Annotated in this window: 13 protein-coding genes and 1 pseudogene; 11 read left to right on the plus strand and 3 right to left on the minus strand. The window is 60.7% G+C overall.

Translation table 11 applies throughout. From position 1 onward, the window contains the following. Positions 1 to 310: 310 nt before the first annotated feature. Both ACMFWR_RS19150 and ACMFWR_RS19155 read right to left on the minus strand, forming a co-directional pair. Entirely contained in the window at positions 311 to 1,255 is a 945-nt protein-coding gene (locus tag ACMFWR_RS19150) for an SMP-30/gluconolactonase/LRE family protein (protein WP_413196276.1), read from the minus strand. A 203-nt stretch (positions 1,256 to 1,458) separates the two neighbouring features. Continuing rightward, complete coding sequence (locus ACMFWR_RS19155) at positions 1,459 to 1,707, minus strand: hypothetical protein (protein ID WP_413196277.1); 249 nt, start codon at positions 1,705 to 1,707, stop codon at positions 1,459 to 1,461. 447 nt (positions 1,708 to 2,154) lie between these two features. Between ACMFWR_RS19155 and ACMFWR_RS19160 the strand changes: the two genes are divergently transcribed. From ACMFWR_RS19160 to ACMFWR_RS19170, 3 genes are all read left to right on the plus strand, one after another. Next, positions 2,155 to 2,427 (plus strand): hypothetical protein, encoded by a 273-nt coding sequence (locus tag ACMFWR_RS19160; protein ID WP_413196278.1) that lies wholly within the window; start codon positions 2,155 to 2,157, stop codon positions 2,425 to 2,427. Positions 2,428 to 2,626: 199 nt separating this feature from the next. Further along, positions 2,627 to 2,896: a hypothetical protein gene (locus ACMFWR_RS19165; RefSeq protein WP_413196279.1), complete on the plus strand. Its 270-nt coding sequence runs from the start codon at positions 2,627 to 2,629 to the stop codon at positions 2,894 to 2,896. 401 nt (positions 2,897 to 3,297) lie between these two features. After that, positions 3,298 to 5,673, plus strand: coding sequence for a protein kinase domain-containing protein (locus ACMFWR_RS19170; RefSeq protein ID WP_413196280.1), 2,376 nt, complete (start codon positions 3,298 to 3,300; stop codon positions 5,671 to 5,673). A 133-nt stretch (positions 5,674 to 5,806) separates the two neighbouring features. On the opposite strand, the pseudogene ACMFWR_RS19175 reads toward ACMFWR_RS19170, so the two are convergent. Further along, positions 5,807 to 7,006 (minus strand): annotated as a pseudogene (locus tag ACMFWR_RS19175) (formylglycine-generating enzyme family protein); the annotation flags it as partial. Between the two features lie 402 nt (positions 7,007 to 7,408). On the opposite strand from ACMFWR_RS19175, the gene ACMFWR_RS19180 reads away from it, so the two are divergent. From ACMFWR_RS19180 to ACMFWR_RS19215, 8 genes are all read left to right on the plus strand, one after another. After that, positions 7,409 to 7,918 (plus strand): DUF4399 domain-containing protein, encoded by a 510-nt coding sequence (locus ACMFWR_RS19180; RefSeq protein WP_413196281.1) that lies wholly within the window; start codon positions 7,409 to 7,411, stop codon positions 7,916 to 7,918. A 37-nt stretch (positions 7,919 to 7,955) separates the two neighbouring features. Continuing rightward, the gene (locus ACMFWR_RS19185) at positions 7,956 to 8,387 is read left to right on the plus strand and encodes a DUF4399 domain-containing protein (RefSeq protein WP_413196282.1); all 432 of its coding nucleotides are present in this window, start codon (positions 7,956 to 7,958) and stop codon (positions 8,385 to 8,387) included. A gap of 495 nt (positions 8,388 to 8,882) precedes the next feature. Beyond that, entirely contained in the window at positions 8,883 to 10,433 is a 1,551-nt protein-coding gene (locus tag ACMFWR_RS19190; protein ID WP_413197285.1) for an efflux transporter outer membrane subunit, read from the plus strand. A gap of 202 nt (positions 10,434 to 10,635) precedes the next feature. After that, positions 10,636 to 13,158, plus strand: a complete 2,523-nt coding sequence (locus ACMFWR_RS19195; protein ID WP_413196283.1) for an FHA domain-containing protein — start codon at positions 10,636 to 10,638, stop codon at positions 13,156 to 13,158. Beyond that, positions 13,136 to 14,509 (plus strand): HlyD family efflux transporter periplasmic adaptor subunit, encoded by a 1,374-nt coding sequence (locus tag ACMFWR_RS19200; protein WP_413196284.1) that lies wholly within the window; start codon positions 13,136 to 13,138, stop codon positions 14,507 to 14,509. Before ACMFWR_RS19195 ends, ACMFWR_RS19200 begins: the two co-directional genes overlap by 23 nt. A gap of 199 nt (positions 14,510 to 14,708) precedes the next feature. Next, entirely contained in the window at positions 14,709 to 15,461 is a 753-nt protein-coding gene (locus ACMFWR_RS19205; RefSeq protein ID WP_413196285.1) for a peptidylprolyl isomerase, read from the plus strand. 23 nt (positions 15,462 to 15,484) lie between these two features. Continuing rightward, positions 15,485 to 18,544: a peptidase domain-containing ABC transporter gene (locus ACMFWR_RS19210; RefSeq protein ID WP_413196286.1), complete on the plus strand. Its 3,060-nt coding sequence runs from the start codon at positions 15,485 to 15,487 to the stop codon at positions 18,542 to 18,544. After that, positions 18,541 to 19,866 carry a sigma-54 interaction domain-containing protein gene (locus ACMFWR_RS19215; protein WP_413196287.1) on the plus strand — a complete coding sequence of 442 codons (1,326 nt, stop codon included), beginning with the start codon at positions 18,541 to 18,543 and terminating at the stop codon, positions 19,864 to 19,866. The genes ACMFWR_RS19210 and ACMFWR_RS19215 overlap by 4 nt, the downstream gene beginning before the upstream one ends. The last annotated feature ends 11 nt before the right edge of the window (positions 19,867 to 19,877 follow it).

The raw sequence follows: 19,877 nt of genomic DNA on the forward strand, positions 1-19,877 counted from the left end.
CAATTATAAATTTTTTCGACTACCGTGCCTTGTCTTTCTCGGCAGTCTGTCCGAGTACTTTTTGTTACGGATTGAGTAAGTTATGCGGATGCGGCGTCACTTTGACTCGCTGAATCGGAAGATGTGGCCGATTCGACAGCGCATCCTGCGATCAGTTGCATCGATCGATAGTCTTGTGCGAGTCGCGGCGAGATTCGCACCTCTCAAGACCGATTCCGTAAGAGGTTTCGATTCGCTTTCGATGCGTGCGTATTCGGCTCGTGATGGACTCAAACTCGGCCAAAGCCAATGCCAAAAGCCCAGCTCAAACTTAGCCGCCCGCCACGCCCTGCGTATTCACATACAGCGAATAGAGCCCGTGGCTTGCCGCCATAAAGAGGCGGTTGCGGTGCCGGCCGCCAAAGCACAGATTCGCGCATCGCTCTGGCAGCGCGATATGGCCGATCGCTTCGCCATGCGGCGTGAACACGCGCACGCCGTCGAGTTCGGCGGTGCCCATGCCCCAGCCACACCACAGATTGCCGTGGATATCGACGCGGAAGCCGTCGGGCGTGCCGCCTTGTGCATCGATCAACTTGCGCGGATTGCTCAGGCGCTTGCCGTCTTCACTGACGTCGAACGCGCGAATCTCCCGTGGGTTCGAACGCGACTCGACGATATAGAGCACGCGCTCATCGGGTGAAAACGCAAGGCCGTTCGGGCCCAGCATGCCGTCGTCGACCATCGTGACTTCACCGGAATGCGGATCGACGCGGTACACGGCCGGCGCGAGTTCAGGCTTCGCTTGCTCGCCTTCATAGAAGCCGTCGATCCCGAAGGTCGGGTCGCTGAACCAGATCGACCCGTCCGATTTGACGATGACATCGTTGGGCGAATTGAGGCGGTGCCCGTTATAGCTGTCGGCGAGCACGGTCACGCTGCCGTCATATTCAACGCGTGTCACGCGGCGTGTCAGGTGCTCGCAGCTGACGAGACGGCCCTGCCGGTCGCGCGTATGCCCGTTCGCGAAGTTCGACGGTTGCTGCCAGACGCTGACTTGTCCGCTCGCTTCGTCCCAGCGCATCACGCGGTTGTTCGGGATGTCGCTCCAGAGCAGGTAGCGACCGTCCCCGAACCAGACCGGGCCTTCGGACCAGCGGCAACCATCGAAAAGATGTTCGACCGATGCGTTGGCCAGCCTCAGCGAGTGGAAACGCGGATCGAGGGACTGGATCGCGGGGTCGACATAGCGGCGATTCGGTTCGAGCAAGGGCATGGAAAGGTTCGTCGTGACGTGTTGAGTGCCCGTTGCCGATACAGATCGGCGCAACGGGGACCAAGCCTAACGGGAATGCCGGAGCATGATACCGGCTTGGCGATCCGCAGGCGCGGATCGGCCGGTATCAAGGAAGAACGAGGCGAATCGAAGCGATCACTCGATGAGAACGAGCGTCGGGGCGGAGGCGAATAACGAGTGCGCTATTTTTTTGTCCGCACGTCAGTCGCGGCGGAATGGGTCTGATCTTCTGCGCTGACCGGATCAGTGGGGTGGGCGTTCGGAAAACCGGGCGGATAGTCGAAGACACGCGAGGGACGCGGCATCGACGTCGGGGTCATCGACACGAAAGTCGAGCTGCTTCCCGCTCTCGATCCCCCGACGATCGCAGTCATCGCTGCGCGGTCGAGTTCGATGTTCTGGGGAAGATCCTTGATAGTCAGGATTGCCATATGTATTGAGGGCTCCGATGTTCATCTGATCAATCGTCGCGCGTGGATCTTGGGGCGGGGGATCACGTGCGCTTCGACTCTACATCCAAATACGCGCGCCAGGTGTTACTTGGTGCTGCATCGCAACGGTTGTCCGGGGGGCATCGGTGTACGCATCGGTGTAAGTACCCATCCCGATCGAGGTTCGCCGATTCAGCGGGGCCTGAAAATCCGCAGTGTTTTTGCTGAACAGACACCTTTGGCCGAAGTGTCTCCGTCGATCGAACACATCATTCGTGATCCTGATCGTGGATGTTGGGCGTTGCCGCGCGCTGATGCCGTCTTTCCCCTTTGTTTTCAAGGCAATGCAAATTTCTTTGAGCGCAGTGGCACGACATGGCACACCTCTCGCATAAAGAGATGCGAGCGCAAAGAAGTGCTCACCAACCCAACCTCTAGGAGATCATCATGAACGCAACTCTCTCGATCAAAGACCTCGAAATCAGCAAGGACCTGTCGGGCAAGGAACTCGCAGCCGTGCGCGGCGGCATGAACGTCGCATCGGTCGGCAGCCAAGTGCAAACCGTCGTCGGCGGTGGCGGCTTCCTGAGCGGCACGACGAACATCGGCTCGTATTCGCCGACGGTTCTGCAAGGCGGCGACACGACGACGACCGTCAACCTCGCCAGCATCACGAATGTGTTGGGCCAGCTGTCGGCCGAACAACTTCAAGGCAAGTAAGGCGCTTTGAGAGCAGCCCACCTTGCGCACCATCCTGCAAGACGGTGTGCTGCTCTCTCCACACGCAACACCGAATATCCAGACTTTTTAGCGGCGCACGCGGCAAAACACACAACCCGGCACACCGGCTTGTTGCATGGACCAGGCAACACCGACGACCGCGCAGGCGAACGCTGATCCACACACACGGAAGACGATCATGACCTCGAATATCGCGATTCAAGACCTCGAAATGAGCAAGGACCTGTCGGACAAGGAACTGTCCGAAGTGCGCGGCGGCTTCAACATCGCCGGCGTCGGCAGCCAGATCCAGACCGTTGCCGGTGGCGGCGGCTTTCTGAGCCCGGTCACGAACGTTGGCGTATTTGCGCCCGTCGTGACGCAAATCGGCGACACGAATGTCGACGTCAACATGTCCAGCGTCACGAACGCGCTTGGCACGCTGGCAGCAGCGATTCAGCAACACTGAACTCGATTCGGCCCGATGCCGGGCCTTGCATGACTGCGCGTCGGTGCGCTTACGAGCGCGCCGATCGCTGCGGCGAACGGCATCGGGTCTGGAAAGCGGTTTTCGGCGCGCTATCCGTCAACGCGAGATCGTCGACTCGCTGGAATGGGGGTGCTCCGCTTTTCTTTCGCGGCGGTGGCGAAGTTGCCACCGTCTCTTTTTTTGTACATTTGCGCGGTATAGGGTCGATGGCATTAATTCGGATATCGAAGGGAATGATTCGGTGTTCCGTCGCGTTTTGCGAATATGTCCCATTTGCGAAAGGAGCAGGTGCAGCCTAGTATCCAACAGAGCACTTAATTGGTTACCACAGGCGAATGGGCGTATTCCCGACCGATCTTGAGCCGCATCGAGTTGCTTAGATGGCTAGCCTCGCGTTCGTAATTCACAACTTCCATAGCGGTAGCCTGACGCACGACGAGTTTTTCGAACAGATTGACAGCACGTTATCCGCGGACGGGGTCAGTTCGGCGCGGCTTCTCGAAACGCTCAGGGATGAGCAGAGCCGCATGCCGCTGCCTCCGGATCTTTACGCCGAGTTGCGTCGCCGGATCGAGTTGCTGTCTGCTTCGAATGCTCCGGGAGGCGTCGAGGAAACACGCGTGCTCGCTGCGGATACGGAGATGCTCATTCCGCCGGGGCAGCACGATGCGCCGTCTCTGCCCTCGCTGCCGTCCCTGCGTGCAAGCGCCGAAGATCATGCGCGCACGCTCGCCGAGATGGATCAGACAAAAGGCATCGGCGACACGCTCAATAACCGCTTTGTGCTCGAGGAATGCCTCGGCGTGGGCGGGATGGGCACGGTCTATAAGGCGCTCGATCTGCGTAAGCTCGAGGCGTCCGACCGGCGCCCGTATGTCGCGATCAAGGTGCTGAATCTGCAGTTCCGGGGCAATCCGAAATCGCTGATCGCCCTGCAGCGCGAGGCGCGCAAGGCGCAGACGCTCGCACACCGCAATATCGTCACTGTCTACGATTTCGATCGCGACGGACCGGTCGTCTTTCTGACGATGGAGTATCTGCAAGGCAAGCCCCTGAGCCGCGTGCTGCGTGCACCGAACTTTAAAGGCATGCCCATTGCCGATGCCTTGCCGATCGTGCGCGGCATGGGCCATGCGCTTGCCTATGCGCATGAGCGCGGCTTCGTGCATTGCGATTTCAAGCCAGCCAATGTGTTTCTGACCGACGCCGGCGAGGTCAAAGTCATCGACTTCGGCATAGCGCGCGTGTTTCAGCGACCCGAGCAGGAGACCGATGCGACAGTGTTCGACCCGGGCAGCCTCGGCGCGCTGACCCCTGCGTACGCGAGTCCGGAAATGCTCGAGCATCTCGAGCCGGATCCGCGTGACGATATCTATGCACTGGGCTGCATCACGTACGAAATGCTGACGGGCGTGCATCCGTTCGACCGGCTCTCCGCGACTCAGGCGCGCAATGCGCACTTCAAGTTGCGCCGGCCCGATGCACTCGGCATGCGTCAATGGCGTGCGCTCAAGTGCGCCTTGTCGTTCGATCGGGAACTGCGTACACCGACGGTCGCGCGCTTCGTGTCGGAAATGGGGGCGCAGCAACGCGAGCGCCCTCAGGTCGGCATGTGGGCGAAGTCGGCGATCGGGTTTGGCGTACTCGCTGTGCTGGGCATCGGCGCGTATTGGTATCGCAGCGCGTCGACCGGTCATCTGGATCAACCGCCTGTCGTGGCGAAGTCGGATGCGACGGCGGCGCCGACGTTGACGCCGTCAAAGGGAAGCGAAGCGAGTTCAGCGTTGTCGAGCAGATCGCTGCCGAATGCGTCGCTTGCCGCGGCGCCCGCGAGTTCTCCCGCATCGGAGGCCGCATTGACGCGCAGCCCGACTCCGCCAACGGTATCGTTGGCGTCGGCGACCGCACGCACGGCTGCTCAGGCACCAGCCGCGGTCTCTGCTGCCGTGTCGGCTACACCGCCGCTCGCGTCGGCATCGGCCGTCGTACCGGTCGTGCCGCCGCTGCCGTCGACCGTGGTATCGGCGGCGTCGCTTGCAGGCCCTGGTGCACCCGCTGCGCCCACCGCGCCGCCGGCGCCTTTGTCGCTGGCGACGGTGATGCCGGTGCTGTCGCAGGTTCCTTGCTCGGCGCTGAGCGCAAACGTACACGACCACACGGTACAGGTCCGCGGCTTTGCGCCACCGGGCTACAACGCGTCGAAGATCTCGGAGATGCTGCGCGGGGTCAATGGCGCCAGCACGCGTGACGTCGACGTCGAGACCATCGCGGACGACAAATGCGAGGTCGTCAAAGCCCTGTCGCCGTTCATGATGACCAACTGGCAGGGCGGGCATCCTGCCGCCGTCAAGCCGAGGCAGCACAACGGTCATCTGAGCGACGGCGATTCATTGATCGTCGACGTGACGACGCCCGCCTATGAGACCTACGTCAGCGTCGACTACTTCGAACTCGATGGCAGCGTCGTGCACCTGGTGCCGAGCCTGCGGGAAAAAGACAACCAGGCTCCGCCGAACTATTCGGCGACCGTGGGCAGTGAAGGCGGGTGGGTGATTTCGAAGCCGTTCGGCTCCGAACTGATCGTGCTCACGACGACCCCGGTGCCGGTATTCGATGTCTTGCGCCCGCCCAGCGAATCGCGTGCCGAGTACCTCGCCGCGTTACAACCGCGGCTTAAGCAGATATCCGACAAGTACGGCGCGGACAAGGTCGACGTCGATATGGCGCAGATCACGACGCGCGCTGCGCGGCGTTGAAGCTTTGGGGGCAACGCGTTAGCAACATCGATTGAGCGGCGGCTCAATGGCCCCAAGCTCAGAGCCACCGGCTTCGTGCAAATCACTCGGCGCTAAAGATCTGCCGCCTAAGACTCGGCATTCAATCGCAAGACTATTTGACGTCTCGCGCCACGCGGAAGCCGTTTTGCGATTGGCGCACGCTCGGACTGTACTTGAAGCGCGTGGTGGCAGTCATATAGTCGCCGCCCTCGCGCCATGACCCGCCACGGATCACGCGCGCCACGCACGCCGGGTCGTCCCATGCGCTGCCATTGGGCGGCGCGCCCTTGTAGGTGTTCTGCCAGCAGTCGGCGACCCATTCCCACACGCCGCCGTTCATGTCATAGAGGCCGAACGGGTTCGGTGGAAACGCATTTGCATCCGATGGGCCATCGGCGCGCCACGGGTCGCCACAGTCCTTGCAGTTGGCCATGCCTTTTTTCATCTGCTCGCCCCACCAGTAGCGCGTTGTCGTGCCACCCCGATCCGCATATTCCCATTCGGCTTCGGTCGGCAATCGATACGGTTTGCCGCTGACCTTGCTGAGCCACTTCAGGTATTGCTGCGCGTCGTCCCAGCTCAGGTCGCGGGCGGGGTTGCCCTTGTTCGAATTCGTGTCGGGCGAAAGCTTCGGGCATCCGCCCGCATCGGCACAGGCGTTCCATTGCTCGACAGTCACGGGAAATTTGCCGATCGCGAATGACTGACCGATCGCGACGTGATGCGCGGGACGCTCCGACGGGTCGCCCGTGTTGTTCCCCATCGTGAATGCACCGGCCTGCAGCGTGACGACGATCGGGCAGCCCGTGCAATCGCGGCCCTCATTCGCGCCGGTATGTTCAGCGACCGGCGCAGGGGCGGGTGAGGGCGCCGGCGCAGGCGTCGGGGTGTGTGCGCCCGTTCCCGGGCTTGCATTCGTGGCGGAAGGGGCCGGGGCCGTGGGGTGGGCATTGCCTCCTTGAGCGCCCCCCTGTGCGCCGGCCTGAGCCCCGGTTGCCGCAGGTGTCGCCGCCGCCGGCGCATGCGTCGCCGTGCTGTTGCCCGATGACGGTGCAGAGGTGGAGGGCGCGGCTTGCTGCGTTGCGTGCGACGCGTTGCCCGCCGATGCGTTCGACGGCGCAGGCGCTGCACCGCCCGAGGGGGCCGACGCAGCGGTGCGGAGCCGGTCGATTCGGGCGCGCGCGAGCGTCGCGAAGCGTCCGTTCGGATAGGCCTTCAGATAGGCCTCGTAGTCGCTTGCGTACGAACTGTCCTTGATCGAGTCCCAGAACGTGATCTCGTACTGCTCGGAGCTGTCCTTCGGCATCACGCCCGCGTATGCGCCAGGGCCCGCGGCGCCCTGCAGCACGCCGATGCCGATCATGAGTATCAGCAGAAGATGTCGCCACATAGTCGAGCCCTGTTTGTCTTGTTCGAATCGGTATCCCTGCCTGGCACGTTTCCGGTGCGCCAACTGTATGCGGGTCAAGTGCCGATCGATTCCTTTGTGCGCAAACCTTCGGTCCCCGAGTCATATCCTTCGGATAGCTGAGGAATTCGTCACGGCGAACACTCACAACCATAGCAGCTTGCGCATGGGTTGGTGAGCGAATGCCGGGTATCTTTTTAGCAGGTCACGTCCTAAGCTACATGACGTCGTAGCCGCTGAACGCGGCCTCATTCGTATGAAATACGCGCAGCTTGTCGTGCCCGATTCTTCTGGAGGATGCCGGGTATGCGAAGAAGAAAAATGCTTGGCGCGCTAGCGATGACGTCCATCGGCGTGACGACGCGTGTGAGCGCGCAGGGCGCGGCATCGAGCGCGGCGTCAGCGACGCCTCCGTCGACCGCGACTGCGTCGCCTGCGTCGGCAACGCATGCGACGGGCGCTACGCCGTCTCCGCCCAATGCGATGTGCTACATCATCTGGCCTTCGGATGGCACCGTCATCACCGGTGGCAAGCTCTGGGTCCGCATGGGGCTGCGCAATATGGGCGTTTGTCCGAAGGGATTCAATCGTCCGAACACGGGCCACCATCACTTGATCGTCGACGCGGATCTGCCGCCGCTCGATCAGGAAATTCCGTCGGATCGCAATCATCTCCACTACGGTGCGGGCGAGACGGATGCGCATCTGGAATTGCCGCCCGGCAAACACACACTGCAACTGCTGCTCGGCGACTACAACCACCGGCCTCACGACCCGCCGGTGTACTCGAAGAAGATCACGATCGTCGTGCGGTGACGCAGGGCGCGCGACGCGTCAAGGGAGAGGTCGAACGATGAATAAACGTTATGCGCTTGCGGCCGTAGCGGCCACGTTTAGCGCGGCCTATCGTCAGGCCGTCGCGGGCCCGACGCCTTCGCCGGAAGGCGCCTTTTGCTATGTCGGCTACCCGAACAATAACCAGACCGTCGAATCCAACAAGCCGTTTCGCGTCTGGTTTGGCCTGCGCAATATGGGCGTCGCGCCTAAGGGGATTGTGTTTCCCAACACGGGCCATCACCACTTGCTGATCGATACCGACTTGCCGCCGATGGATCAGGAGATCCCATCGGATCGCAACCATCTTCATTTCGGTGCGGGTGAGACGGAAACGACGGTTCAGCTTGCGCCCGGCAAGCACACGCTTCAGCTGCTGTTGGGCGACGCGAATCACATACCGCACAATCCGCCGGTCTATTCGAAAAAGATCACGATCTATGTGAAGTAGGCGTGTGGCGAAAAACGCGTCGGCAGCGTGTGCCGTCATTCGCTGCGCATACTTTGCGTGCTACGCATACGTCACAGACTCCGCCGCGATTCATTCAGGTGCGTTCGCCCGGTACAGCCTTGCGTGAAGTGTCGCCACTCTGGCAACACATCTGTGCGGCAGTGTTGTGAATCACCCGACAGCCTTGGCTTGCACAGACACGGTCGAGGTCGTGCGTGATGCGGCGAAGCGCGCTTCGTTTCGCTTGAAGTGCCGCCCGTGTGTGCAGGCGGGAAGGAGGGCAACGACATACGATCGGCGTCGCAAAGATATCCACGCTTCACACGCGACTGGCATGCCCCATGCATGAGTCTGACGCGAACAGACAGGGCAGAGACGGGACTTAGCGAGAGCGAAGTCTCCAGGGCAACAAGCGGTCGGCCTCTTCCGGGATTCCGGATCCAACGCTCCGTACGCTGTTCGGTCAGCACCCATCGGGAGGCTATCGTGGAATGGATGATCCGTGGCACGGGCAGTGATCGAGTCAACGCAGAAGATGCTGTGGCGGCTTGCCCGGCGGCGCGCGCTGCGCTGCGTGTTCAACTTCCACGTGCCGCTGCGATCGCCTGCGCCGCACTGACCGTGGCGCTGCTCTCGGGATGCGTCGACGTCAGCATGCAAGCCTACAAGCGGCCCGAAACGCCCGAAAAAACCAACTGGTCTTCCTCGAATGCAATCACGGTATCGGCGGCCGACACGATTTCCCCGGACTGGTGGAAGGCGTTCGGCGACCCCGAGCTCAATGGCCTGATCGAACGCGCAATCACCGGCAACTTCGATATCAAGTCGCTGGCGTCGCGCATTCGTGTTGCGAACGCCGAAATCGCCGAGGCCCACGCAGGCGAATTGCCGACCGCGGACCTCGGTGCGGGCGTCAACTATCAGAAGGTCACGGGTCAGACTTTTACGAAGCAATACAACGCGGCAGGTCAGGTCAACTGGGATATCGACATCTGGGGCGCCGTGCAGAAGGGTGTCGAGGCGCAACAGGCCGAGTTTCATGCGACCGAGGCCGATTGGCGCGCGGGCTATCTGATGCTTGTGTCGAACGTATCGACCACCTATTTTCAGGTCCTGCAGTTCGACGACCAAATTTCCCAGCAGCAGGTGACGCTCGATAAGAACCGTCAAATGGCATCGATTCTGGACGGCATGAGCCAAACCGGCCTGGTGCCGAAGACACAGGTGCTGCAGCAACGTGCGGAAGTCAATCGCCTGACGACCAATCTGATCGATCTCAAGCGTTCTCGTGATCTTGCGAACAATGCGCTTGCGACGCTGATTGGTGCGCCGGCCGGCACATTTCAATTGCCCTCCGGTCACTTGCAACAACGCGTGCAATTGCCGGCCGTCCCGGCAGGCCTGCCTTCGCAAATGCTGGCTCGCCGGCCCGATATCGTCGCTGCCGAGTTTCGCGTGCTCGAGGCTTACAAGCTCACGCATTCGGCGAAGCTCGCGCAATTGCCGACAGTCAGCCTGACCGGTCATGGCGGCACATCGAGCTTTGCACTGAGCGACCTGCTGAAATCCTTTACGTATGGTTTCATGCCCAGCATCGACATTCCCTTGCTCGATCCGGCGGTACGTGCACACGTCAAAACGACCGAAGCGCAAACCGAAGTCGCGGAACACGACTATCAACGCACGGTCATGACCGCGTTCCAGGATGTCGAAAACGCGCTCGTCAATATTGATGCAGATCGCAAGGAACGCGCGGAAATCCAGCAGCAGGTCGATCAGTTGCGTGTCGTCGCCGCCCAGGTCGAGGCGCAACTCAAGGAGGGCGTGGTGTCGCAACTCGAAGTGTTCGAGGCCGAGCGTTCGCTGCTGGCCGCCGAACAGCAACTGCTGACGAACCATGCACAGAGCCTTTCCGACACGGTCTTGCTTTATCAGGCGCTCGGCGGAGGATGGCAAGCGGTCGACGTGGGGCCCGCTGCGCTAGCCGCGGCGCCGACGGAATCACCGGCGAATGCCGCGCCGAAAAATGCGCCGCAAATTCGCTGAGCGCACGCTAAGCGTTGCGTCGAATCACGCGAAATACACAACACGCCAACACCAAATTGACTACGCCAATGCGTGACTTACAATCCCCAATGTCTCCGCCGTGCTGGCGGTTCAGTACAACGAAGTTTGTTCGCTGCGATGACAGCAGACACACGTCCGACTCGATCGCCGCAGCGAACAGGCGTGGTGCGTGATGGCCGCCATGGCTCCTGCCGAAGCTCCGATTGCCGAGAAGCGGACGACCGTGGGTCAGGCCTGCGATGTCGTGCTCTCGCCGGTTTCCGATGCCATGCTCGGCGTGATCCGGATCACCGATACGCTGTTCTCCATCGGACGCGGAGACCCGCCGTTTGTGACGCTTCCCGCCGATAGCGTTGCGCAGCTGTCGCGCCGCCACGCCAAGATCTTTATCGAAGACGGCGACGCGTGGATTGCCGACCTCGGCAGCAAGAACGGCACGTTGCTCAATGGCGTCGAGGTCAAGGAGCGTCCGGCGCGGCTGCGTGACGGCGACGAGCTTTCGCTTGGCGGCGCACTCGTTTACCGCATCCGGCTTGAAGCGCATCGTCCCTCACAGACCAAAGCGCGAACGGTACGCACTGTTGGGCTTGCGCTGGTTCCCGAGCGGGCGGACCTCGGCTTGCATGAGCTCGATTTGTCGAGTTTTCCGTTCATGATCAGCAAGACCGACGAACGGTTTGCGCGCTATCGAAAGACCTATCCGCACCAGGTCAATTACATCTCCCGCCGGCATGCCCATATCTTTCTCAACGACGATACGGCGTACGTCGAGGATCTGGGCAGCACGAACGGGACGTTCGTCAATGGCAAACGGCTTGAGGAGAGTGCTCAGGCGTTGCAGGACGGCGACTTGCTTGCGTTTGGCGGCAGCCATTTCGCGTATCGCGTGCATTTGCGGCGCGAGCAGGCTGACGCGACGCTGACGCGCTTGCGCGCGACGCCCGGTGCGAATGACGATCTTGCTGAAGTCGATGCGGATGCTGACAAGACCACCTTTGTTGCCGCGGCCCATTCGTTTCTCGACATTTTCTGCGTCGATCCGGTCGCGCGGCAGGCCGACGAAATCAATCGCGAGACCGCCGGGTCGCAGGCCGATGACGCGTCGGCATCGCAGACCACGATGCGTCGCAAGCGCGGTCGCGTCATGACGATGTGCGCAGAACTCGCGGACGCGTTTTCGGGCGATGAGCCCATGGTGACTCGCAAGCACGTGATTTATGCGGCTTGCGCGCTCGCGCTGGTGGCGGCTGTGTCACTCGCGCTTTATTTGACGGGCAGTAGCGAGCGCCGCATTCACGAAGCGATGAGCGAGGGCCGCTACGGCGATGCCGCGGTGCTCACGGATCGTTACCTTGCGAATCACCCGGACGATGCGTCGTCGATTGCACTGAACACCGAGGCCATTTTCAAGTCGTCGATGCCGGACTGGCTAAGGGCCGTGACGCGCGGCGACTTCGACGCAGCCAATACGGGGATTCATCGCATGAATGTCGAAGGCACCCATAATCGCGATGCCACGACGCTCGCCGGCGAGCTGCAATGGGTGACCGACCTTGAGCGACTCGTCGTCGGCCGCGGCGGCACCGAAGCGCCGATCCGTCTTTACCACGATGAGGCGCCGATCAGCGATCTCGTCAAACGCTGGAACAACGATCCGCTCACGCATCAGCGCGGGCTCGATCGCATTGCGTCTTTCGTGCCGGCATTTAACGATCTCTATGCGGATGTCCTGAGTCATCTGCGCAAGTTGCAAAGCGACAACTCGGTCTATTTGCCGGCGATGGACCGGCTGAATTCGACCATCGTATCGGCGCTCGCGGCCGACAACCCCGGTGCGGTCAAATCGGCGCTTGACGAATACGCAGACAAATATCCGCGGCTCGGCGGGCTCGATGTCGTGCGTGAGGATCTGCGCACCTATAGCGCGCTCGACGCCGATTTGCGCGGCAAGAAGCTCGGGGCACTGATCGACAAGGTCAAGGCCGTACACTTCTCGACGCCGCCGTTCGAAGCGCAATACGCACACATGAAGCAGACCGTGCTGCCGTCGCCCGAGATGACCGACGCCTATGCGGCTGCGGCAACGGCCTGGCACGCGGGCAATAGCAAGCAGGCGCTTGCCAGCCTGGCCGCGATTTCGGCGCCCGCCCCGTGGGCCGACGTCGTGGCGGCCGATATCGCGCACAAGAAAGTGGTCGTCAATGAATTTGCCGCGTTGCAGGCTGCGCGCGCGACGTCCGTCTATCAGGATCGCTTGCTCGCGTTTTACGGCAATCTCGATCCGAAAGACGACGCTTACTTCGTCAGAGCCGTACAGGGTGACGTCGACGATGTACGCGACAAGGCGCTTGCGCATGCACATGACCTCATCACGCGCTCGCAGGCCGAGTGGCTCAAGTATCGCGATGGCGGTGCGATTGGCGGAACGCAGCGCCTCGAATCGGGCATTTCGGAGAAGTTCCGCAGCCAGGCCCACTTGCTGTCTGACGCACAAACCTCCGCGCAGCAAGGCATGCGCATCTTCACCGAGCTCAACGCGGAATTTCCGACTGACTATACGCAACTGGCCGATGCGGTCGACGCGGAGGTCGAACTCCAGCGGCGCTCGCTCGACGAACTGCGCATGGTGCTCGACCCGGGACTGCTCAAGGCCAAGCTCGCACTGATCGGAGGAGGTGACGATGAAGTCCACCAGTCGCCTTAGGCCGCTATCGATCGCACTCGAGGATCACAGCGAGGAAGGCATCGCCATCCTGATGGCCGAGCCGCGCAAGATGATGCTTGGCTTGGTGATCGCACTGGTTGGTCTCGTTATGGCCGGTCTTGCATGGTCCTTTGTAGGGCGCGCCGACGTCATTGTCAGTGCGACGGGCACCTATGCGCCTGAAGCCGAAGTCCGGCGCGTCTATGCGCCGATCGACGGAGAGCTTGCCGATATCTATATCGCCGAGGGTCAGCCCGTTTCTCAGGGAGATGTCGTAGCTCGCCTCAACGCACGCGGCGCGATCGAGGCGGCCACCAACGCACTTGAAGCACGGCTCAAGCTCGATGATGCCGAGCGCGAATGGAAGGACTTTCCTGAGAAGAAAGCCTTGATGGAGCGCAAGGCTGCGGCACTCAAGGAGCAGATGGACGTTGCCGAACACCTGCACGAAGAGCGCGTGTCGGAAGGCACGACGAAGCTCGCGGAAGGGCAAAAGGCGCAACTCGAAGAAGCGCGCAGCGCGCTGGATAACGCGTCGCACGTGCGCGACGCGGCGAAGCAGGAACTCGACAAATACTCACATTTGTTCGAGCAGCCAGGCGGCGGTGGCGTGTCGGAACTGCAGGTGCAGGCCAAGCGCAATGCGCTGGTCGAAGCTGAAAACAACCTTCGCGTCGCGCAATCGCATCTTGCCGAGCTGGATTTCCGGCTGAGTCATGAATATGAGCAGGCCAAGGCGGTGCTTGAAACAAGCGATCAGGAAAGTACGAACTTACGCATTCAATTCGATGAGGCGACGCGCGAGATCGAAAGCACGGAAGACAAGCTGCGTCTGCAATTGCAGACAGCACGTCTGGTTGCAGAGGCCGCCGCACGGATCAAGTTCGAAAATATCGACAAGGACAATTTTCTGCTGATCGTCGCGCCTGTGTCCGGCGTGATTACCGATGTGACGTCGACCCAGCGCGGGGACAAGGTGCAGGCCAATATGCCGCTCGGCGCAATTGCTCCCAAGGACGCGCGCTCGGTCGTCAAGATCGAAATCGCAGAGCGCGATCGCGCGTTCCTTCATGAAGGACAAGCGGTCAAGCTCAAGTTCAATGCGTTCCCGTATCAGCGCTATGGCGTGATCGACGGCAAGCTCGAATACATTTCGCCGGCTACCAAGCCGTCGGCTCAGGACAAGCAACCCGTCTACGAAGGTCGGGTGACGCTGAGCCGCAATTACTTTGAAGTCGCGGGGACGCGCTATCCGCTGCGCTACGGAATGACGGCGAGCGCCGAAGTCGTTGTGCGTGAACGCCGTCTGATCGACCTTGGCCTTGACCCGTTCAGGGAACTCGCCGGGTAGGGGCCTAACGACGAAGTGGTTCGTTTGCCGGAGCCAGGCGGTGAGAGTCAGGTAAAGCGACGCGCACCCAACGACTCAGGTGGTGGGCAAGCATGGTGGTCAAATCAATGACGCCCGGGCACGACCCGCGCGCACCGATGGAGTCGGGGAACGGATCGACCTGCGCCGCGAGCGGCGCCTATGTCAAGGAGCAGACGAGATGACCCCGATCGTGCGAATCGACGATGAGGCTATTGGCGCCGAGGATTTTATGCGCTGGCTCAAGCTGACCGGGCAATTCGAAAACCTGATCGAGCAGATGGTGCGCGAAAAACTGGCTTCGCATGCCGCGCGCAAAGCGGGTGTGAAGCTCGAAGCCGAAGACATTCAGGAGCGCGCCGATCAATTCAGGCGTGTTCGTGGACTGCATCGGGCAACCGATATGAATCACTACCTCGATGCGCTGGGTGTAGGCCTCGATGAGTTCGAGCAGTTCGTGACCGATGGTTTGTACCAGGAACGCATGCTCGATCTCGTCGGCAGCGATGCAGCAATACGTGATTACTTCGTGCTCAATTCGCCGCGCTTCGACGCCATCGAGGTCAGCCATATCGTGCTTGATGACGAGGGCAAGGCCAAGGAAATGATTTCGGTGCTTCGTGACGATCCCGACAGCTTTGCCGAGATGGCGCGCGAGCATTCGATTGCCGACACCCGCGATGCGGGTGGGGTCATCGGCAAGGTCTTGCGTGGCTCGCTCAAGAGTGACATCGAGGCCAAAGTATTTAACGCAGAAGTCGACGATTTACTGGGACCGTTTGCGTCGCCGGATCGATCGTGCTTTGAGATCTTTGCCGTGACCGCCAAGCATCCGGCCAGGCTCGACGACGATGTCGCCGCTGAAATCCGGCGGCTGCTACGCGAAGAGTGGCTCATGGCGCGCGCGCAGGAACACGTGATCGCGGTGCGCTGACCGCATTGGAAAGAGAGACCAGCATGGACGCACCATCGAACACGCCTTCTGTCGGCGAGTTCCTTTCAACCGTCGAAATCTTCTCGTCGTTTTCCCGAGAAGAAGTGGAGCAGCTCGCGGCGCAAGTGCAATCGAGGCATTTCGCGTTTGGCGAAACAGTCTGCAATGTCGGCGATGCGGCGGATGGCGTCGTGGTGATCCGTTCAGGTTCGGTGCGCATCTTTACCGAGGAGCACGGCAAGGAAATCAGCATGGGCGTGCGCAAGGAGCGTGAGATCTTTGCGGATGTCGCGATGCTGCGCGCCTATCGTCACGAATCGTCGGTGCGCTCGTCGGGCAAAACCGAATTGCTGTTTATCCCGCGCACAGCGATCGAACCGCTGCTTGCGTCCAATCCGGCCGCGCTTGCGTTTATCACCAGCTATGTCGCAATCAGTTCCGCGGGCGGCTTTGTGGCCCGGCTATTCGATTTGCGAAACAAGCTGAACAAGGCGGAGCTCGAGGAATATGTGCGCAGCGTCGGCGTCAAGCGCGTGAGTGCCGGCAAGACGATTCTTGCGCAGGACAGCCGTGAAGACCGACGTCTTTATGTCGTACGTCAGGGCGAAGTCCAGATCGTGCGCAAGGAAGACGGGCAGGACTTCGTGCTTGCTACGCTCAGGCAGGGCGAAATCTTTGGCGAAAAGGCCTGCCTGCTCAGGCAGGAGCAGATGGCGTCAGCGATTGCCGTGACGGATACGCGCCTGCTCGTGATTCCCGAGAAGACCGTGCACTTCATCCTCGAGCGCAATCCGAAGCTGGGTGAGGTGCTCGACGAACGCGTGCGCTTTACCGAACGCGAGTTGCAGCGCCAGAAGAAACTCGCGGAGCGTAGAAAGCGTCCGGTGATTCTCGATCTGCACTCGAAGCCCGAACTCGGCGAGAAAGTGATCCGGCGTTTTCCGCTCGTCGAGCAGGCCGAGGAGATGGACTGCGGTGCCGCGTGCCTCGCCATGCTGTGCCGGCACTACGGCATTTCGATGACGCTTGGCAAGCTGCGTGAGTTGGCGAATGTGACCACGCAAGGCGCAACCCTGGAAAGCCTCGCGCGTGCGGGCGAGTCGTTGGGTTTTACGACGCGTGGCGTGCAATGCGTTTTTGCTTCTCTGAGCGGCTTTGAGTTGCCCTTTATCGTGCATTGGGAGGGCTATCACTACGTTGTCGTGTACGGGCTCTCGAAGGAGTGGGTCTGGGTCGCGGACCCGGCGGTGGGTTTCCGCAAGATGAGCGTCGAGGATTTCGAGCGCGGCTGGAGTGGCACGTGCCTGCTCTTTACGTCGACGAGCGAACTCGTGCAGAAGTCGGTTGCGCGCTCGCCGTGGATCCGGTTCGTTGGCTACCTCAAGCCCTATAAAAAGATTCTGTTGCACCTGTTTTTGGCCACCTTTGTGATCCAGGTGCTGGGCGTCATACCGCCGTTGATCATTCAAAACATTCTCGACGGCGTGATCGTTCACCAGAACGTGAACTTGCTCCATCTGCTGATCATCGGGCTGATCATTTCGAACATCTTTTCGCAATTGATGGTCACCGTGCGCTCCTATCTTGCGAACTTCATGGTGCGCAATATGGACTTCGCGATGATGTCGCAGTTCTTCAAGCACACGATGTCGTTGCCGTTGTCGTTCTTTGTTAAACGGAAGACGGGCGACGTGTTCGCTCGATTTCAGGAGAACCAGACGATTCGTTCCTTTCTGACGGAATCAACGGTCACCACGGCGCTCAATTTGCTGATGGTGTTCATTTATTTCTCGATCATGTTTGTCTACAACGTCAAGCTGACGTTGCTGCTGATCGGGTTTGTGATTCCGATCATGACCTTGACCGCTGTTGCGACGCCACGCATCAAGGCCTATGCGCGCGAAATGTTTTCAGCCGGGACGGAGGCCAAGTCGTTCCTGATGGAACTGCTTGGCGGGGTAGAAACCGTCAAGGGCATGGGCATCGAACGCGCTGTGCGACTCAAGTGGGAAAAGAAGTACGCAAAGTCACTCGAGGCACAGTATCGGGCCCAGTCTTTCAATATTGCGGTCGCGTTCGGGAGCCAACTGCTGAACGCGGCCACGACGATCGGCATCCTCTGGATGGGGGCGAATCTGGTGCTCGCCCACGAACTCACGATCGGGCAATTGATTGCCTTCAATGCGTTTATGGGCAGCGTGCTGTCGCCGTTGATGGGGCTCGTCGGGCTGTGGAGCTTGCTCAACGATGCGGCGGTGGCGATGGAACGGCTTGGCGATGTGCTTGATATCGCACCTGAACAACGGCCTGAAGATTTGCCGTCGCGCGTGGTGCTGCCCGATCTGCAGGGCGAAATCAGTCTGCGTGACGTGTATTTCCGCTATGCGAGCGACGATGCGCCGTACGTGCTCGAAAACATCAGCTTCGAAATCAAGCCGGGCGAGGTTGTTGCGATCGTGGGGCGGAGCGGCTCCGGCAAGACGACGTTGGCCAAGCTGCTGGTTGGCTTTTATACGCCGACGGAAGGCAAGATGAGCATCGACGGCTACGACATCGATGCAATCGACAAGGCGTACTATCGCGCGCAGATCGGCTATGTGATGCAGACCAATCTGCTGTTCTCGGGCACGATCTCCGAGAATATTGCGAGCGGCGACGAGGCCCCCGATCGACGTCGAATCGAAGAGGTCGCGAAGATGGCGGATGCCCACGCGTTCATCACGAAGCTGCCGCTCGGCTACGAACAGATCGTCGGCGAGCGTGGCATCGGATTGTCGGGCGGCCAGATCCAGCGCCTGTGCATTGCGCGCGCCTTGTATCACGAGCCGCGTTTGCTTGTGTTCGACGAGGCGACGTCGTCGCTCGATACGCAGTCGGAGAGCAACATCCTTGCGAATATGCAGGAGATTCTCAAGGGGCGCACGGCGGTCATCATCGCGCACCGGCTCAGCACGGTCATGTCGGCCGACAAGATTCTCGTGCTTTATGAAGGGGCAATCGTCGAGCAAGGGCGGCATGCCGACCTCGTTGAGAGGAAGGGCATGTATTACCAACTTGTGCAGAAACAGCTGAGTGCCGGATGAAGATACTCGACCAGATTGGCCAGCCCGGTCCGGCGATTTCGTACGCCGGGCTTATCGAAAAGATTGAAATCCTGCGCTCGACGCTGCGATGGTCATCGCGTCTCGAACGCGCCGACATCGAGAAGCTGCTGCGCCAGGCCAGCACCTTGCGCGACGAAGTGATGCAGCTGTCGCACACCGAGCGCTTCGTCCAGGCCGCAACGGGTGATGTCGAGCGCATGCCCGACAAGCCGCTGGCGTCGGGCGATCGACGCAAGGCGCTGCTTGCCCGAAGCTTTATTTTCGAAGGCACGTTTGGCGACAATCCGACCCTGCTCGAGGCACTCGAAATCTCCGAAAAGGCGGCGCCGACTGATTTGCCGGTTCTGATCGACGGAGAGAGCGGCACCGGGAAGGAGCTGATGGCCAAGGTCATTCACGCGAACGGCGGCCGAGCCGACCGGCCCTACATCTCGGTCAACTGCGGTGCGATTCCCGATAATCTGCTCGAGTCCGAATTGTTCGGCCATAAGCGTGGTGCATTTACGGGGGCTGCCAGCGATCGAAAGGGCAAATTCGAAAGCGCGCATACCGGGACGATCTTCCTTGATGAAATTGGTGAGCTGCCGCTGACGGGGCAGGTCAAGCTGCTTCGCGTGCTGGAATCGCACGAAATCCAGCGCGTGGGTTCGGACGAAGTGATCGGCGTCGATACGCGCATTGTGGCGGCGACCAATCGCAACTTGCGCAAGCTCAGCGAAGAAGGCCGCTTTCGCGAGGATCTGTTTTACCGGCTCAGCGTGATTCATGTGAGCCTGCCGCCGCTCCGCGAGCGGCGCGACGAGATTCCGCTACTGATTTCGTATTTCAGCGACGAGGCCGCCGAAATGCTCAAGCGTCGCCCGGTCAAGCTGACGCCGCGCTTGAGGGATTTTCTGATTCACTACGCGTACCCGGGCAATATTCGCGAGTTGCGCAACATGATGTATCGCATCTCGTGCCTGGCCGGCGACGTCGCAAACATCGAGCATCTTCCTGTGGATCTACGCCCGGCCTCGTTCAACGCGAATCCGTCCGGCGCGGTAGCCACATCGAACATCACATCGGTGACGTCCCTTAGCGAAGCCAAGCGCGCGGCGAGCGACGAAGCGGAAAAGGCGTTTCTTCAACGCGGATTGCAGGAGGTCGGCGGCACCGTCGCAGAACTCGCACGCCGCGTCGATATGAATCGATCGCACTTGCAGATGCTGCTCAAGAAGCACGGCTTGCACTCCAAGGACTTCAGACACGGAACCTCGGGTAAGGGCGACGAGCAAGAGGATCGTGCTGCGGAGGAGGGGTAGAAGCGAGGTCA

It is taken from the genome of Pararobbsia alpina (assembly GCF_965118125.1).
In the GTDB taxonomy this organism is placed as follows: Bacteria; Pseudomonadota; Gammaproteobacteria; order Burkholderiales; family Burkholderiaceae; genus Pararobbsia; species Pararobbsia alpina_A.

Coding starts and splice junctions, on each gene's coding strand:
- ACMFWR_RS19185 (WP_413196282.1), top strand. CDS start 7,956: ATGAATAAACGTTATGCGCTTGCGGCCGTAGCGGCCACGTTTAGCGCG.
- ACMFWR_RS19170 (WP_413196280.1), top strand. CDS start 3,298: ATGGCTAGCCTCGCGTTCGTAATTCACAACTTCCATAGCGGTAGCCTG.
- ACMFWR_RS19210 (WP_413196286.1), top strand. CDS start 15,485: ATGGACGCACCATCGAACACGCCTTCTGTCGGCGAGTTCCTTTCAACC.
- ACMFWR_RS19190 (WP_413197285.1), top strand. CDS start 8,883: ATGATCCGTGGCACGGGCAGTGATCGAGTCAACGCAGAAGATGCTGTG.
- ACMFWR_RS19205 (WP_413196285.1), top strand. CDS start 14,709: ATGACCCCGATCGTGCGAATCGACGATGAGGCTATTGGCGCCGAGGAT.
- ACMFWR_RS19160 (WP_413196278.1), top strand. CDS start 2,155: ATGAACGCAACTCTCTCGATCAAAGACCTCGAAATCAGCAAGGACCTG.
- ACMFWR_RS19195 (WP_413196283.1), top strand. CDS start 10,636: ATGGCTCCTGCCGAAGCTCCGATTGCCGAGAAGCGGACGACCGTGGGT.
- ACMFWR_RS19180 (WP_413196281.1), top strand. CDS start 7,409: ATGCGAAGAAGAAAAATGCTTGGCGCGCTAGCGATGACGTCCATCGGC.
- ACMFWR_RS19150 (WP_413196276.1), bottom strand. CDS start 1,255: ATGCCCTTGCTCGAACCGAATCGCCGCTATGTCGACCCCGCGATCCAG.
- ACMFWR_RS19165 (WP_413196279.1), top strand. CDS start 2,627: ATGACCTCGAATATCGCGATTCAAGACCTCGAAATGAGCAAGGACCTG.
- ACMFWR_RS19200 (WP_413196284.1), top strand. CDS start 13,136: ATGAAGTCCACCAGTCGCCTTAGGCCGCTATCGATCGCACTCGAGGAT.
- ACMFWR_RS19155 (WP_413196277.1), bottom strand. CDS start 1,707: ATGGCAATCCTGACTATCAAGGATCTTCCCCAGAACATCGAACTCGAC.
- ACMFWR_RS19215 (WP_413196287.1), top strand. CDS start 18,541: ATGAAGATACTCGACCAGATTGGCCAGCCCGGTCCGGCGATTTCGTAC.